The organism is Aeromonas sp. R1-1 (assembly GCF_040908495.1).
GTDB lineage: Bacteria > Pseudomonadota > Gammaproteobacteria > Enterobacterales > Aeromonadaceae > Aeromonas > Aeromonas veronii.
Genome location: NZ_JBFODV010000189.1, coordinates 24666 through 40052, shown reverse-complemented (window position 1 = coordinate 40052; position 15387 = coordinate 24666). Strand labels below are relative to the sequence as shown.

Below are 15387 nucleotides of genomic sequence, written 5' to 3'. Positions count from 1 at the left end.
CACATAGATAAAGACAAACAGGGGAGCGCCAGCCCCCCTGTTTCATCATCTGTAGCATTCGCTTAGATATAAGCGACTTCCAGCACTTCGTATTCCACATCGCCAGCAGGGGTCTTGACGATTGCAACATCGTCCACTTCCTTGCCAATCAGGGCGCGGGCAATGGGGGAGTTGACAGAGATGAGGTTCTGTTTGATATCAGCCTCATCATCACCCACGATGCGGTAAACCACCTCTTCCTCTGTCTCGCTCTTGAGCAAAGTCACAGTCGCGCCAAAAATAACGCGGCCGTTGTTGGTCATCTTGGTGACGTCGATCACCTGGGCATTGGAGAGCTTGGCTTCAATCTCCTGAATGCGGCCTTCACAGAACCCCTGCTGCTCGCGAGCGGCATGGTATTCGGCGTTTTCCTTCAGATCGCCGTGCTCACGGGCATCGGCAATCGCTTCGATAATCTGGGGACGAAGCTCGGTCTTGAGATAATCGAGCTCTTCGCGCAGCTTCTCAGCGCCGCGAACAGTCATCGGAGTATGATTCATAGTCGAAACCTGGGTTGCTTGAAAATAGAAACTGCGGCCATCTGCAAGGAGGCCGCAGCAATCGGTTCGGATGAGGCATCTTAATATGAAGCCAACACAAAATCCACGTCAGCCCCCTGATGCAGATCCCACTTGCGTCATCGGCATTCCCCTCGCTTACTTCCCTTCCGGTACGGAAATGGGGGCCGAAACGGTCGGTTTGCCCTGCATGATGGCGATCTCCACCCGCCGGTTCATCCGACGATTTTCCGGGGTGGTATTGGGCACCAATGGCTGGGAGTCCGCCATCCCCTGCACCACCAGTCGCCCCTGATCAAAACCGGGGACCTTCAGCATCTGGTGCGCCACCGCCACCGCCCGTTGCGACGACAGCTCCCAGTTCGACTGGAACAGCTCATCTTCAGTCGCCACGTTGTCGGTGTGACCAGAGATGGTGATTTCACCCGGCACATCCTTGAGCAGGGTCGCTACCTTGCGAATGACCGGCCAGAACTGGGGCTGCAGAAACGCCGAACCGGCCGGGAAAGACGCTTTTTCCCTGATCCGGATGATGATCTGCTGGCCCAGCGCCTCAATTTCGATGGCGCCATCCTGGATCTGATCTTTCATCTGCTCGGCGAGGGCTTTGGCCAGGGTATTGGACTGTTCTTGCGCCTTCTTCGCATCCTGCGCGGTATCGCCCCCCGTCTGTTTGCCATCACTCTTGTCCTGACCACCTGCCTGATCCGACTCGCCGGGCAGAAACTCCAGTTCGGTCTGGGTCAGATCGATGGTCTGCTGCATCACGGTATCAATTGGCGTGGGCTCAGGGCGACCGGGCCTGAACTCCTGGGCAATCACCGAGGTCCCCTTGGGAATATCTTTCACCTCAAGGATGTTCTGTACCCCGAATGCCTTGTCCATGGAACCGGCTATCTGCTTGAACTTCTGTACATCCATCTCGGCAAAGGAGAGCAACAGCACGAAGAAGCACATCAGCAGCGACATCAGGTCGGCAAAGGTTCCCATGTAACCAGGGAGCCCTGGTGGCGGGCACTTGCAATCAGACATAACGCCCCCTATTCGGTGCCGGTATTACGTTTGGACTGGTTCAGATAGTTTTGCAGCATGGACTGGATCACCCGCGGGTTCTGGCCATCCTGAATCCCCATAATGGCATCAAGGATCAGGGTACGACTGAGCTTCTCCTCTCCGCTGCGCAGCTCCAGCTTGTCGGCAATCGGGATCGCCAACATATTGGCCTCTATCGCACCGTATAGGGTGGTAAGCAAGGCCACCGCCATCGCCGGCCCGATCGACTTGGGGTCACTCATGTTGGCCAACATGGCCACCAGACCCACCAACGTACCTATCATCCCCATGGCTGGGCCCAGATCCCCAAGGGTACGGAAGACCTTGATGGCAATGACATGGCGCTCGGCTGTCAGGTCGATATCCTTTTCCATCACGGCACGCACCACCTCGGCATCGTGACCATCCACCAGCATGTCGATCCCTTTTTTCATAAATGCATTGGGGATCTCTGCAGCCTCCAGCGCCAGAAAGCCCCCTTTGCGAGCCGCGTCAGCCAATTCAACGGCTTTGGTAATCAGGTCTTCAAGCTTGTCGCCCTTGTACATAAAGGCTTTACCCGCCACCTTGAATGCCATCAGGAACTGGCCAAGGTTGAACTTCATCATGGCGATGAAGATTGATCCCAATACAGTGATGTAGACCGATGGCATATCAACATACATGCTCATGGGGCCACCCAGCAGCATGCCGTACACCACCACCCCGAAACCCAGCACTATCCCTATCAGACTGCCTAGATCCACGTCCCTACTCCTGTCACCGGTTCTTATGTCTATTTATAGTTTGTTGAATTTTCTGCTATTGCGACCCATGCGGCAAGCATGCATCCACTGAGAATGATGGCTCATTATCGGCCAGTTTAGCGAGAGTTTGAGAGGGCAATGCTTTTCTGCCTCCCCCCTGTGGACGGTCGATGTTAATATAAGCCGTTTTTTTCAATCCCCGAGGATGGACATGGCCAGTAAAAAAATCGACCGTCTGAGTTTTGATGCCACTCTGGAAGAGCTGGAAACCATCGTTCATCAGCTGGAACAAGGTTCCCTATCCCTGGAAGAGGCACTCAAGCAGTTCGAGCAGGGCGTTCATCTGGTTCGGGCCGGTCAGCAGAAGCTGGAACTGGCCGAACAGAAGATCCAGATCCTGCTCAGTCAAGCCGATGGCAGTGACCAGCTCGTCCCCTTCCAGCCAGAACAAGGAGAGGAGTAAGTGGCGCTGGACCATTTTTCCCGTCTGCATCGTCAGCGTATTGACGACTGTCTGTCAGCACAACTTGAATCCTTGCCCGCCATGGCACCGCGCCTGCGCGATGCCATGAGTTATGGCCTGCTGCTGGGCGGCAAGCGGGTTCGCCCGTTTCTGGTCTACGCGGTCGGCGAGATGCTGGGCGTCAAGAGCGACCTGCTGGATGGCCCTGCGGCTGCCGTGGAGTGCATCCACGCCTACTCCCTGCTGCACGATGACCTGCCCGCCATGGATAATGACGACCTGCGTCGTGGTCAGCCAACCGTTCACAAGGCGTTTGACGAAGGAACCGCCATTCTGGCCGGTGATGCGCTGCAGACCCTGGCGTTCTCCATTCTGGCCGATCACCCCATGCCCGACTCCTTGATGGCCAACCGGGTGCGGATGCTGAGTACCCTCGCCCGCGCCTCCGGCTATCTCGGTATGTGTGGTGGTCAGGCGCTGGATCTGCAGGCCGAAGGGCGCCAGATCACGCTTGCCGAACTGGAGCAGGTACATCGCCACAAGACTGGTGCGCTGATTGAATGTGCCGTAGCGCTCGGTGCCCTGTGCAAAGCCGATGTCGATGACGCCACGCTGGCTGCCCTGCAAACCTATGCCGCCGCGATTGGCCTCGCCTTCCAAGTGCAGGATGACATCCTCGACATCACAGGCGATACCGCCACCCTGGGCAAGCCGCAAGGTTCTGACCTGGCGCTGGAGAAAAGTACCTATCCGGCCCTGCTCGGACTCGAAAATGCCCGTGAGCTGGCTCGCGAACTGCATGGGAAAGCCTTAACAGCCCTGCAATCCTTGCCCTACAATACCGACATTCTGGAAGCGTTTGCCGATTACATCATCGAGCGAACCCACTAAACGCTGGATAACAGTAACAATATGAGCGTTGATATTAGCAATTTCCCCAACCTGGCCCTCGCGGACACTCCGGTCGAGCTGCGTTCCTTGCCCAAAGATCGGCTGCCGGTGCTGTGCAACGAGCTGCGCGAATATCTGCTGCGCTCTGTCAGCCGCTCCAGCGGACACTTTGCCTCCGGTCTCGGCACGGTCGAACTGACCGTGGCCCTGCACTACGTCTACAACACCCCGTTCGATCGGCTGATCTGGGATGTGGGCCATCAAGCCTATCCCCACAAGATCCTGACCGGGCGCCGTGACCAGATCCACACCATCCGGCAGAAGGATGGCCTGCACCCCTTCCCCTGGCGTGGTGAAAGCGAGTACGACGTGCTCTCCGTCGGCCACTCCAGCACCTCCATCGGTGCGGCGCTCGGTATGGCGGTTGCCGCCGAGAGTGAAGGGCTGGGTCGCAAGGTCGTTGCGGTGATTGGTGACGGTGCCATTACCGCAGGGATGGCCTTTGAAGCGCTCAACCACGCCGGCGATGTCCATAAAGACATGCTGGTGATCCTCAACGACAACGAGATGTCCATCTCCGAGAATGTCGGGGCGCTCAACAACCATCTGGCCCGGGTCATGTCCGGCAAGCTCTACACCACCATCCGCGAAGGCGGCAAGAAGGTGCTGGCGGGTTTGCCACCGGTCAAGGAGCTGGCCAAGCGGGCCGAAGAGCACCTCAAGGGGATGGTGGTACCCGGTACCCTGTTCGAGGAGTTCGGCTTCAACTATATCGGCCCCATCGACGGTCACGATATAGAAGCGCTGGTCGAGACCCTGCGCAACATGCGCAATCTCAAGGGCCCGCAGCTGCTGCACGTCAAGACCAAGAAGGGCAAGGGCTACGAGCCGGCGGAGAAAGACCCCATCGGTTATCACGCGGTGCCCAAGTTCAATCCGGACGAGTGCGCCCTGCCCAAGGCGAGCGGGGCCAAGCCCACCTTCTCGGCCATTTTCGGCCAGTGGCTGTGCGACATGGCGGCCAAAGACGAAAAGCTGGTCGGTATCACCCCAGCCATGCGCGAAGGCTCCGGGCTGGTGAAATTCAGCCAACAGTATCCGGATCGCTACTTCGATGTGGCCATTGCCGAGCAGCACGCGGTCACTTTTGCTGCCGGTCTCGCCATTGCCGACAAGAAGCCGGTGGTCGCCATCTATTCGAGCTTCCTGCAACGGGCCTACGATCAGGTGATCCATGACGTAGCGCTGCAAGAGCTGCCGGTGCTGTTCGCCATCGATCGGGCCGGTCTGGTGGGCGCTGACGGCCCTACCCATCAGGGTGCGTTCGATATCAGCTTCCTGCGCACCGTGCCCAACATGGTGATCATGACCCCCTCCGACGAGAACGAATGCCGTCAGATGCTCTATACCGGCTACCGCCATCAGGGGCCAGCCGCGGTGCGCTACCCACGTGGCAACAGCCTGAGCGATGCACCCATCTCGCAGGAGATGCAGGCGCTGGCGCTTGGCAAGGGACGTATCGTTCGAGAGGGCAAGGGCACCGCCATTCTGGCGTTTGGCACTCTGCTGCAACACGCCAAAGCAGCGGCCGAAGCACTTGATGCAACTCTGGTGGACATGCGCTTCGTCAAGCCAATGGATGAAGCGTTGGTGCTGTCGCTGGCGGCCAACCACGATCACTTCGTCACCATCGAAGACAATGCCATCATGGGCGGCGCCGGTTCGGCGGTAAACGAGCTGCTGATGCGCAATAAACAGTGCAAGCCGGTGCTCAACCTCGGCCTGCCGGATCGCTTCGTCGAACAGGGTACCCAGCAGGAGATCTATGCCCTGCTCGGTCTGGACGATGCAGGCATCCAGCGCAGTATCGAAAGCTGGCTGCAACCCTGATAACGTTCAAAGCTATCAAACAAAAGAAGGGCGCCTCATTAGCGCCCTTTTTATTTTGCGTTTCTGACCCGGATTACCCTTTGTAGATCTTGGGGTTAAACACATCCCGCAACCAGTCACCCAGCAGGTTGATGACCAGCACCAGCACCACCAGACAGATGCCCGGGAAGGCGGTGATCCACCAGGAGCCGGAGAAGATGTAGTTGAAGCCGACGCTGATAAGCGAACCGAGCGAGGGCTGATCAACCGGCATTCCCAGCCCGAGGAAGGAGAGTGCCGCTTCGCTCATGATGGCGTTGGCCACCTGTACGGTGGAGATGACCAGAATGGGCGACAAACAGTTGGGCAGAATGTGGCGGAACATGATGCGCGGGGCGCGGAATCCCATCACCTTGGCCGCTTCCACATACTCCTTCTTCTTCTCCGCCAGCACAGAGGCGCGCACGGTACGGGCGTACTGCGGCCACTCGGCGATCCCGATGATCACCACCAGCATCATGATGGCGAACTTCGAGTAGAACTCGGAACCAAAGGTTGCCTGAAAGATGGCGGAGATGATGATCGCTACCATCATGGTGGAGAACGACAGCTGCACATCGGCAAAGCGCATCAGCAGGTTGTCGATACGGCCACCGAAATAACCGGCAATCAGACCGATGACGATACCGAGCACCAGCTGCAGCGCCACCGCAAACAGGCCGATGGTGAGGGAGATACGGGCGCCATAGAGGATGGTGCTCCAGATATCCCGCCCCTGGTTGTCGGTACCGAGCCAGAAGCGCTCCTCGCCACCTTCGAGCCAGGAGGGGGGCAGCTCGGCATCCATCAGATCAAAACTGGTCTGGTCATAGACGTTGTGCGGGGCGAGCCAGGGGGCCAGCAGCGCCGCCAGCACAAATACCACGAACACCGCAAAGCTGAACATGGCTACCTTGTCCCGCAGGAAGTAGTAGACGATGTCAGAGTTCTTGAAACGTGCCCAACGGCTTGGGCTTGCAGTTACAGCGTTACTCATGCTTACCCCTTGGCAGTCAGGTTAACGGTCGGGTTGATCAACCCGTAGAGCAGGTCGACCAGGGTATTGGTCACCACGAAGATCAGTCCCACGAAGATGACGTAGGCGGTGATGAGGGGCGTATCGACCCGGTGGATCGCTTCAAGAAACAGGAAGCCGGTGCCCGGCCACTGGAACACGCTCTCGGTCAGGATGGTGTAGGCCACCATGGTGCCGATCTGCACCCCGCCGACGGTAATGACCGGCAGCATGGTGTTCTTCAGAGCGTGCTGATAGTAGACCTTGTTGTTGTCCAGCCCCTTGGCGCGGGCGAACTTGACGTATTCGGAGGAGAGCTGCTCCAGCATCTCGGAGCGCACCAGCCGGATAAACAGCGGCAGCATGATGGAAGAGAGCGACACCGCCGGCAGGATCAGGTGCAGGATGCCATCCCAGGTGAAGAAGCCCGACTCCCAGCCCAGCAGGTTACGGGTCTCGCCGCGGCCATAGGCCGGCAGCCAGCCCAGCTGGATGGAGAAGAGGTACATCAGCATGATGGCGGTCAAAAATACCGGGATCGAAATGCCGATGCTGCTCCCCGCCATGATGATCTTGGTGGGAATGCTGCGCGGGCGGATCGCCGAATAGACACCGAGTGGAATGGAGACCACCACGATGATGAGCGCGGCGGCAAACACCAGCTCAAGGGTAGCCACCAGCTTGTCGAGGATCACCTCGAGAGCAGGTCGCTTGAAGAAATAGGAGGTGCCCAAATCCCCATGCACCGCATTTTTCAGAAAGCGGCTGTATTTGATGAGGAAGGGATCGTTAAGGCCCATCTTCTCGCGCAACTCGTGACGCTGGGCTTCGGAGACGGATTGTCCCACCAGCTCGCGCAACGGGTCACCCAGGTTATCCTGGATGGAGAAGGCGACCAGGCTGATGACGAACATCACTATCACGGCCTGATAGAACCGTTTCAGCAGGAATGTAAACATGCTTGTCCTTCTACGTGGCCTGTGTCGTGGCACAGGCTTCTGTTAGTGGGCGGAGTGGCCAGCTGACCACCCCGCCCCGTCCTTCCTTGCGACGTTCTCTTACTTGCTGACCACCAGGTCACCCAGGTAAGGGAAGTTCATCACGTTGACCACCGGCTTGATGTCGACGTTCTTCTTGGCGCCATAGGCCAGATCTTCCCAGTGCAACGGCACGTAGGCAGCATCTTCGATCAGCATGGCTTCGACCTTCTTGAGCATCTCGGCACGCTTGGCCGGATCGGTCTCGGCGTTGGCATCCATCACCAGCTTGTCAGCTTCGGCGTTGGCATAACCGGCGCAGTTGTATTGGCCCATACCGGTCTTGGCGTCCTTGGTGAAGGTCAGGAACTCGAAGAAGTTCGCGGTATCTTCGGTGTCGGAGTGCCAGCCGATCAGCTGCATGTCTGCGGCGCACTTGTCAAACTCGGGCCAGTACTGGGCCACCGGCATGGTCTTCAGATCCACCTTGATGTTGATCTTGGCCAGCATGGCGGAGACAGCCTGGGCAATCTTGACGTCGTTGACGTAGCGGGCAGCCGGGGAGATGAAGGTCATCTTGAAGCCTTTCTCGTAACCGGCCTCTTTCATCAGCTCCTTGGCCTTGGCCAGATCATACTGGGGCACCAGCGCCTCGTTGTGACCGGCATAGCCTTTCGGGCTCAGCTGGCCAGCAGGGGTACCGAAGCCCTTGTTGATCTTCTCGACAATGCCCACCTGGTTGATGGCGTAGTTGATCGCCTGACGCACGCGCTTGTCTTTCAGTGCCGGGTTGGTGTTCTGGTTCAGCTCGATGATGATGGCGCGGGTACCGGACAGGGTGACCAGCTGGGAGTCCTTGCCATTCTTCACGCGCTCCAGATCGTTCGGCGCAACCGGATAGATCATGTCCACGTCGCCACCCAGCAGGGCTGCAACACGGGTCGCATCTTCCTTGATGGGCACCACGGTCAGGTTCTCGACGTTACCCTTGGAGGCTTTGTCCCAGTAGTTGGCGTTGCGGGCATAATCCAGCTTCACACCCTGCTCGCGGAACTTGACGGTGAACGGGCCAGTACCGGAGACGTGGGTAGAAGCATAGGAGTCGCCGTTTTTGACGATCTCGGCCTTGTCTTTGCCCGCTTCGGTCTTGCCGGTATAGAACTTGGAGTCCATCGGGAAGATGTAGGTGACGGTCTGCAGCACCAGCGGGAACGGCTTGGCGGTGACGAGATCCACGGTGTAGTCATCGACCTTCTTCACTTCGCTGATGGGATCGAAGATCGCCTTGAAGTCGACGGAGGATTTCAGGCGGTTGACGGTCCACACCACGTCGTCTGCGGTGAAGTCGTTACCGGAGTGGAACTTGACCCCTTTGCGCAGGTGGAAGCGGACAGTCTTGTCATCGACACGCTCGAACTTCTCGGCCAGACGGGGCTCGAACTGCAAGTCCTGGGTGTAACGCATCAGGGGATCGAATACCAGGTGCGACATCTCCAGGGTCTGACCGGAGAGCTGCTCCTGCGGATCCAGCGAAGTGGCGTCAGAAGCGACACCCACCTTGATATCAGCGGCTGAGACACTGAAGGCGAAACCGGCGGCAAACAGCGCCAGGGCAATCTTGGACAATCCTTTCTTCATCTTGTTCTCCATGCTTTTGGCTTTCTTATGACACTTTTTTTGACAAGCAGACCGGCGCACCGGCGCTCTCCTAGCTTGCGATTTCCAGCCCCTCGCGGGACATTCCCTTGAACTCCGGCATGAGGGAGATCAGCTTGCGGCTGTACTCATGCTCGGCATTGGTAAAGAGTTTCTCGGTCTCGGCCACTTCCACCAAATGGCCGTGCTGCATCACCCCGATGCGGTCGCACATCTGGCGGATCACCGGCAGATCGTGGCTGATAAACAGCATGGTGAGCTTGAGCTCCTGCTGCAGATCCTTGAGCAGGTTGAGGATCTGGGCCTGCACCGACACATCCAGTGCCGAGGTCGGCTCGTCGCAGATAAGGAAGCGCGGGCGAGTGGCCAGGGCGCGGGCAATGGAGATACGCTGGCGCTGACCGCCGGAGAACTCGTGGGGATACTTGACCCCGGCACCACGACCGAGACCCACGTGATCCAGCAGATCGCCGACAATCCCCTCAATCTGGCTCTCACTGCTCGCCAGCTGATGGAAGCGGATCGGCTCGGCAATGATGTCGCGCACCTTCATCCGCGGGTTCATCGACGAATAGGGGTTCTGGAACACCATCTGCATCTGGCGACGCAACGGGCGACGCTCGCGCTCGCTCTTGAGAGCGGTCAGATCGATCCCCTCGAAGAAAATCTTGCCGGTATCAGGCGGATAGAGACCGGTGATGGCGCGGGCAATGGTCGATTTGCCGGAGCCCGACTCCCCCACCAGACCGAAGGTTTCACCCTCGAAGATCTCGAAGCTGATGTTGTTGCAGGCGCGCACATACTGGCGGCGGCTCGGGAAGATGGAGTCCTTGGTGACGAACTTCAGATCGACGTTCTCCACCCGCAGCAGCGCCCCTTCATAGGCACGCTCGTCCTGACTCTGGCCGAGCCAGTGGGTCTTGAGGTCGATATTGGTATCCGGCGCACTGGCATCCTCGATATAGGAGACCAGCGGAAAACGCACCAGCTTCACATCGGAGCGGGGTACCGCCGAGATGAGGCTGCGGGTATAGGGGTGATTGGGGCTGCCCAGTACCTGTTCGGTCAGGCCGAACTCCACCAGATCGCCGCGATACATCACCGCCACCTTGTCGGTAACGTTGGAGACCACGCCCATGTCGTGGGTCACCAGCATGCAGCCCACCTGACGCTCTTTGCAGAGGGCGCGGATAAGCTGGAGGATCTGATCCTGAATGGAGACGTCCAGCGCCGTAGTCGGTTCATCTGCGATGATCAGCTCCGGATCGCAGGAGAGCGCGATGGCGATAACCACCCGCTGACGCATGCCACCGGAGAACTGGTGCGGATACTGTTTGATGCGCAGCTCCGGCTGCGGAATACCCACCGCCCCCATCAGCTCCAATGCCTTGGCAAAAGCAGCCTCGCGAGAGAGGTCGGTATTGGCCAGAATGGTCTCCACCAGCTGATGCTCAACGGTGAACAGCGGGTTGAGGGAGGTCATGGGGTCCTGGAAGATGAACCCGATACGGGAGCCACGGATGGCCCGCATCTCGTTCTGGCTCTTGCCGGAGATGAGCTCGCCATTGAGATAGATATCGCCACGAGCGATGCGACCCGGCGGGCTCAGGAGGTCGATAACGGCGTTGCCGATGGTGGACTTGCCGGCGCCGGATTCACCGACCACCCCGACAATCTCACCCTTTTCGATAGAGAAAGAGAGATCCTTCACCGCGGCCAGCACCCCGTAGCGGGAGGGGTACTCGATCCGCAAGTTCTTTACTTCGAGCAAGGACATGTTTACCTCTGCGGGGGACATCCGTCCCAAATAATTCGTCCGTAAATCAGCCGCAGATGCCGGTTGTTACCTTGGGCAATATTTGCTCAATCCATGAGGCAGCGAAACCAGCGATCCGGGCGGGTTTTTTGCATTTTTTTGGAATAACCCGCGAGTAACTTAGACGGTTTGACCACGGGTGTAAATGATTGAGTTATACAATTCCGCAATGTTTTGTGCAGATAACCACCAATTCGGCAGAGATAAATGATGATTTTCATCACACAAATGGCCGGTGCGTCCGTACATCTATTGGTATCATTACTTTAATTTCAACAACAACGCAACAAGCAGCATTTATCACTATTTCCAAAACAATCACCAGCCCCGAATGAGTAGTGAATATTTATGTGAAATGGATGATAAACGGCAGCATATGCCGATGAATGAAAATTAAGCAGATATAAATCGGGGGATGCCAGAACGGTCATCCCCCGGAAGGTGGCTCTCAACCGAGCCAGAATGCCAGTAATTGCATACAAAACAGAGCGAACAGGCCGGCGATCAGATCGTCCAGCATGATGCCTAGGCCACCGTGGATCCGGCGATCAAACCAGGAGATGGGCCAGGGCTTGAGCACATCAAACAACCGGAACAGCGCGAAGCCCGCCACCACCCACTCCCAACCGGCTGGCGCTGCGATCATGGTAACGCCAAAGCCGATCACCTCGTCCCAGACGATGGCGCCGTGATCCGGCACGCCGATGGCATCGGTGGCGCTCTGGCAGATACGGATCCCCACAACAAAACCCACCGCCAGCAAGGCGATAAACCAATAGGTCGGCAGCCCGCTCACCAGCAGGTAGAGCGGAATGGCCGCCAGGGTGCCCATGGTGCCCGGCGCCTTGGGGCTGAGGCCGGAACCAAACCCCACCGCCAAAAAATGAAGCGGATTTTTCAGATCCAGTCGTGTCAGCTCGGGCTTTATCCTGAACAAACTCATGCGAAGTGATCCCACCCTTTCAGTTGCAGCTCGACCGCTTGGTCGCCACGCAGGTAGTCGATGCCCGGCTCGCCCGCCACGATGCGGCCGATGCGGCTGAACTTGACCCCACTGTGGGCCAGCGCCGTATCGAGCGCGCCGCGGTGCTCCTCTGGTACGGTGAAGCAGAGCTCGTAGTCATCGCCACCGGCCAGCGCCAGTTGCCACGCCTCCTGCTCGCTCACCGCATCCTGCAGCACCGGTGAGAGCGGCAGCAGATCGAGATCGATCTGGGCCCGCACGCCGGAGGCCTTGAGGATATGACCGAGATCCGATGCCAGCCCGTCGGAGAGATCCAGCGCACTACCCGCCAGCCCGCGCAGCGCCTGACCGGCCAGAATGCGGGGATGGGGGTGGTCGAGCCGTGGCAGCACGGCAGCCAGCTGGTTCTCGTTGAGGGTGCGTTTGCCCAGCAGGTGGGAGAGCGCCAGCGCGGCATCGCCCAGAGTGCCGGTCACATAGATGCCGTCACCGGCTTTGGCGCCGCTGCGCATCAAGGCGCGCCCGGCAGGCACCGATCCCTTCACCGAGATGGTGATGGAGAGCGGCCCGCGGGTCATGTCTCCGCCCACCAGCGCCACATTGTAGTACTCGGCCAGCTCCAGAAACCCTTCGGCAAACCCGGCAACCCAACCTTCGTTGATGGCAGGCAGAGTCAGTGCCAGCGACACCCAGCGCGGCTCGGCCCCCATGGCGGCGAGATCGGAGAGATTGACCGCCAGCGCCTTGTAGCCGAGATCCACCGGATCCATGTCGGGAAAGAAGTGTACGCCGCTCACCAGAGTGTCGGTGCTCACCGCCAGTTGGGTATCGGGGGGCAGGGTCAGCAGGGCACAGTCATCTCCAGGGCCCATCACCACGTCCTTGCGGGCGTGGGGAACCTTGAAGTACTTATCAATCAGCTCAAATTCACCCATACAGTAAAAAGCCAGCAATAAGCTGGCTCCTCTCTTAGATGCTGACGGACAGCAGGATCAACGCTTGTTCAGCGATTTGATCACCTTGTCCAGTACACCGTTGACAAACTTGTGGCTGTCATCGGCAGCAAAAGCTTTGGCCAGCTCGATCGCTTCGTTGATAACCACGCGCGGCGGTACATCATCACGACGGGTCAGCTCGTAGGTCGCCAGACGCAGGATCGCCTTGTCCACCATGTCCACTTCTTCCAGCGGACGGGAGAGGAAGGGTGCAAACACCTTGTCCAGCTCGCTGCAGTGGAGGGCTACCCCGAACAGCAGATCGCGGAAATAGTTCAGGTCTACACCCTTGGTGTCCTGATCGATCTTGAACTGCTCTTCGATGTCACCCACGTTAGCCTTGGTCATCTGCCACTGGTAGATGGCCTGGGTGGCGCAATGGCGGGCTTTACGGCGCTCAGACGGTTTCAATGTACTTCTCCTCGTTACACGTCCAGTTCTTTCAGGACGTTGATCATTTCGAGCGCTGCCAGTGCAGCCTCTGCACCCTTGTTACCCGCCTTGGTACCTGCACGCTCGATGGCTTGTTCAATGTTTTCAGTGGTCAGCACACCGAAGGCAACGGGAATTTCATATTCCATCATTACCTGGGCCATGCCCTTGCTGTTCTCGTTTGCCACCAGGTCGAAGTGGTAGGTGCCGCCACGGATGACAGTACCGACCGCCACGATGGCGTCGTATTGACCACTCTTGGCCAGCTTCTTGATGACCAATGGCATTTCAACCGCGCCCGGCACTTTTACCAGTGTCAGGTTGCTGTCCTGCACTTGACCTTGACGCTTCAGTACGTCCACCGCGCCGTTCACCAGACTGTCGTTGATGAAGCTGTTGAAACGGGCAACAACAATAGCAACGCGCGCCTCAGGAGCGGCGATATTTCCTTCGATAACCTTCATTGGAAATCCTGTATCTGTGCAATCAAAAGGGCCGGAGTCAAAAGTGCGCACATTCTAGCACAACAGACCCACGACAAAAACCATGGCCGCAATAGACGGCCATGATCGCGATTTAACCAGTCCGGCGCACTTGCTCGCCGGTAAATTCCACGACTTCCAGGCCTAAACCGCCCGGAAGGGGATGGTACTTCTCTGGTAGTACGTTACTCGCCGATGTACTCAACCACTTCCAGACCGAAACCACCGAGGGCATGGTACTTCTTCGGCGAGCTCAGCAGGCGCATCTTGCTTACACCAAGGGCCTTGAGGATCTGGGAACCCACACCAACCCGGCGCGAGGTGCCCTGCCACTTGGCTCCTTCCGGTGCTAGCCCCTTGTCGGCGGCTTCAAAACCCTTGACCCTAGCCAGCAGCTCGGCGCCATGGGATTCCGCCCCCAAAATCACCAGCACGCCGCCCTCGTCAGCGATGCGGGCCATGGATTTGGGCAGCGGCCAGCTGCGGGCGGCGTGGCGGTCGGTCAACAGCAGATCGCTCAGCACATCGTGCAGATGGACGCGCACCAGGGTCGGCTGATCGGCCTGCACCTCACCCTTTTTCAGGGCAAAGTGAACCTGATTGTCGATGGTGTCGCGGAAGGTGATGAGGTCGAACTCGCCAAACTCGGTCGGCAACTTGCACTCGGCCACCTTCTCGACCGTGGTCTCGTGCTGGTTGCGGTACTCGATCAGGTCGGCGATGGTACCAAGCTTGATGCCGTGCTCCTCGGCAAACACCTCCAGATCCGGACGGCGCGCCATGGTGCCATCCTCGTTGAGGATCTCGACGATGACGGCGGCAGGCTCGAAACCGGCCAGACGGGCCAGATCGCAACCGGCTTCGGTGTGGCCGGCACGGGTCAGCACGCCGCCATCCTGCGCCATCAGCGGGAAGATGTGGCCCGGCTGCACCAGATCGGCCGCCTTGGCATTGGGCGCCACAGCGGCCTGCACGGTCACCGCGCGATCGGCGGCGGAAATACCTGTGGTCACCCCTTCTGCCGCCTCGATGGAGACGGTAAAGGCGGTGGAGAACTGGGCATTGTTGCGATCCACCATCAGCGGCAGCGCCAATTGCTTGCAGCGATCCCGGGTCAGGGTCAGGCAGATGAGGCCACGGCCGTAGCGGGCCATGAAGTTGATATCCTCCGGACGGACGCAGGAGGCGGCCATGATGAGGTCCCCTTCGTTCTCCCTGTCTTCGTCATCCATCAGGATCACCATCTTGCCAGCCTTGATATCGGCAATGATTTCCTGGGTTGTGCTCAGCGCCATGGGCTACTCCATCAGTGTGCTTGGGGGTTGAGCCAGCAGGCTCAACGCAAATGCGAGTGTATGTTGCTCTAGATTGGGGCTAGCGGCCCCATTTCAATCAGAGCGGGATCACAGAAAATCGTTTTGGTGGCCAGATT

The 15387-nt window shown here is 58.5% G+C and carries 15 protein-coding genes; 3 read left to right on the top strand and 12 right to left on the bottom strand.

Annotated elements, in window-relative coordinates:
• Positions 1-62: 62 nt before the first annotated feature.
• The 3 genes from greA to pomA form a co-directional block, all read right to left on the bottom strand.
• Positions 63-539 carry a transcription elongation factor GreA gene (gene greA, locus AB5Y92_RS11980; RefSeq protein ID WP_005343528.1) on the bottom strand — a complete coding sequence of 159 codons (477 nt, stop codon included), beginning with the start codon at positions 537-539 and terminating at the stop codon, positions 63-65.
• A 156-nt stretch (positions 540-695) separates the two neighbouring features.
• On the bottom strand, positions 696-1589 hold the full coding sequence (locus AB5Y92_RS11975; RefSeq protein ID WP_005349528.1) for a flagellar motor protein MotB: 894 nt from the start codon (positions 1587-1589) through the stop codon (positions 696-698).
• 8 nt (positions 1590-1597) lie between these two features.
• Positions 1598-2356, bottom strand: coding sequence for a flagellar motor protein PomA (gene pomA, locus AB5Y92_RS11970; protein ID WP_005349525.1), 759 nt, complete (start codon positions 2354-2356; stop codon positions 1598-1600).
• 211 nt (positions 2357-2567) lie between these two features.
• Here pomA and xseB point away from each other — a divergent pair, with 211 nt between their 5' ends.
• Genes xseB through dxs form a run of 3 tightly spaced genes read left to right on the top strand, consistent with a single transcriptional unit; the run spans position 2568 to position 5600 of the window.
• Entirely contained in the window at positions 2568-2819 is a 252-nt protein-coding gene (xseB, locus tag AB5Y92_RS11965) for an exodeoxyribonuclease VII small subunit (protein WP_158110281.1), read from the top strand.
• The gene (gene ispA, locus AB5Y92_RS11960) at positions 2820-3710 is read left to right on the top strand and encodes a (2E,6E)-farnesyl diphosphate synthase (RefSeq protein ID WP_201992260.1); all 891 of its coding nucleotides are present in this window, start codon (positions 2820-2822) and stop codon (positions 3708-3710) included.
• 21 nt (positions 3711-3731) lie between these two features.
• Positions 3732-5600, top strand: coding sequence for a 1-deoxy-D-xylulose-5-phosphate synthase (gene dxs, locus AB5Y92_RS11955; protein ID WP_368226848.1), 1869 nt, complete (start codon positions 3732-3734; stop codon positions 5598-5600).
• A 73-nt stretch (positions 5601-5673) separates the two neighbouring features.
• Here dxs and AB5Y92_RS11950 read toward each other — a convergent pair whose 3' ends face one another.
• The 9 genes from AB5Y92_RS11950 to ribBA form a co-directional block, all read right to left on the bottom strand.
• Positions 5674-6615 (bottom strand): ABC transporter permease, encoded by a 942-nt coding sequence (locus tag AB5Y92_RS11950; RefSeq protein ID WP_040068611.1) that lies wholly within the window; start codon positions 6613-6615, stop codon positions 5674-5676.
• A 2-nt stretch (positions 6616-6617) separates the two neighbouring features.
• Positions 6618-7592, bottom strand: a complete 975-nt coding sequence (locus AB5Y92_RS11945) for an ABC transporter permease (protein ID WP_005349514.1) — start codon at positions 7590-7592, stop codon at positions 6618-6620.
• Between the two features lie 99 nt (positions 7593-7691).
• The gene (locus AB5Y92_RS11940; protein WP_021230378.1) at positions 7692-9248 is read right to left on the bottom strand and encodes an ABC transporter substrate-binding protein; all 1557 of its coding nucleotides are present in this window, start codon (positions 9246-9248) and stop codon (positions 7692-7694) included.
• Positions 9249-9318: 70 nt separating this feature from the next.
• Positions 9319-11043 (bottom strand): ABC transporter ATP-binding protein, encoded by a 1725-nt coding sequence (locus AB5Y92_RS11935; protein WP_005358467.1) that lies wholly within the window; start codon positions 11041-11043, stop codon positions 9319-9321.
• Positions 11044-11530: 487 nt separating this feature from the next.
• On the bottom strand, positions 11531-12025 hold the full coding sequence (locus AB5Y92_RS11930) for a phosphatidylglycerophosphatase A (RefSeq protein WP_368226847.1): 495 nt from the start codon (positions 12023-12025) through the stop codon (positions 11531-11533).
• Entirely contained in the window at positions 12022-12981 is a 960-nt protein-coding gene (thiL, locus tag AB5Y92_RS11925; RefSeq protein ID WP_026034998.1) for a thiamine-phosphate kinase, read from the bottom strand. Before thiL ends, AB5Y92_RS11930 begins: the two co-directional genes overlap by 4 nt.
• A gap of 57 nt (positions 12982-13038) precedes the next feature.
• Complete coding sequence (nusB, locus tag AB5Y92_RS11920; protein ID WP_005343514.1) at positions 13039-13452, bottom strand: transcription antitermination factor NusB; 414 nt, start codon at positions 13450-13452, stop codon at positions 13039-13041.
• Between the two features lie 14 nt (positions 13453-13466).
• Complete coding sequence (gene ribE, locus AB5Y92_RS11915) at positions 13467-13937, bottom strand: 6,7-dimethyl-8-ribityllumazine synthase (RefSeq protein ID WP_005338866.1); 471 nt, start codon at positions 13935-13937, stop codon at positions 13467-13469.
• A gap of 203 nt (positions 13938-14140) precedes the next feature.
• Entirely contained in the window at positions 14141-15250 is a 1110-nt protein-coding gene (gene ribBA / locus AB5Y92_RS11910) for a bifunctional 3,4-dihydroxy-2-butanone-4-phosphate synthase/GTP cyclohydrolase II (RefSeq protein ID WP_021230382.1), read from the bottom strand.
• Between the last annotated feature and the right edge of the window lie 137 nt (positions 15251-15387).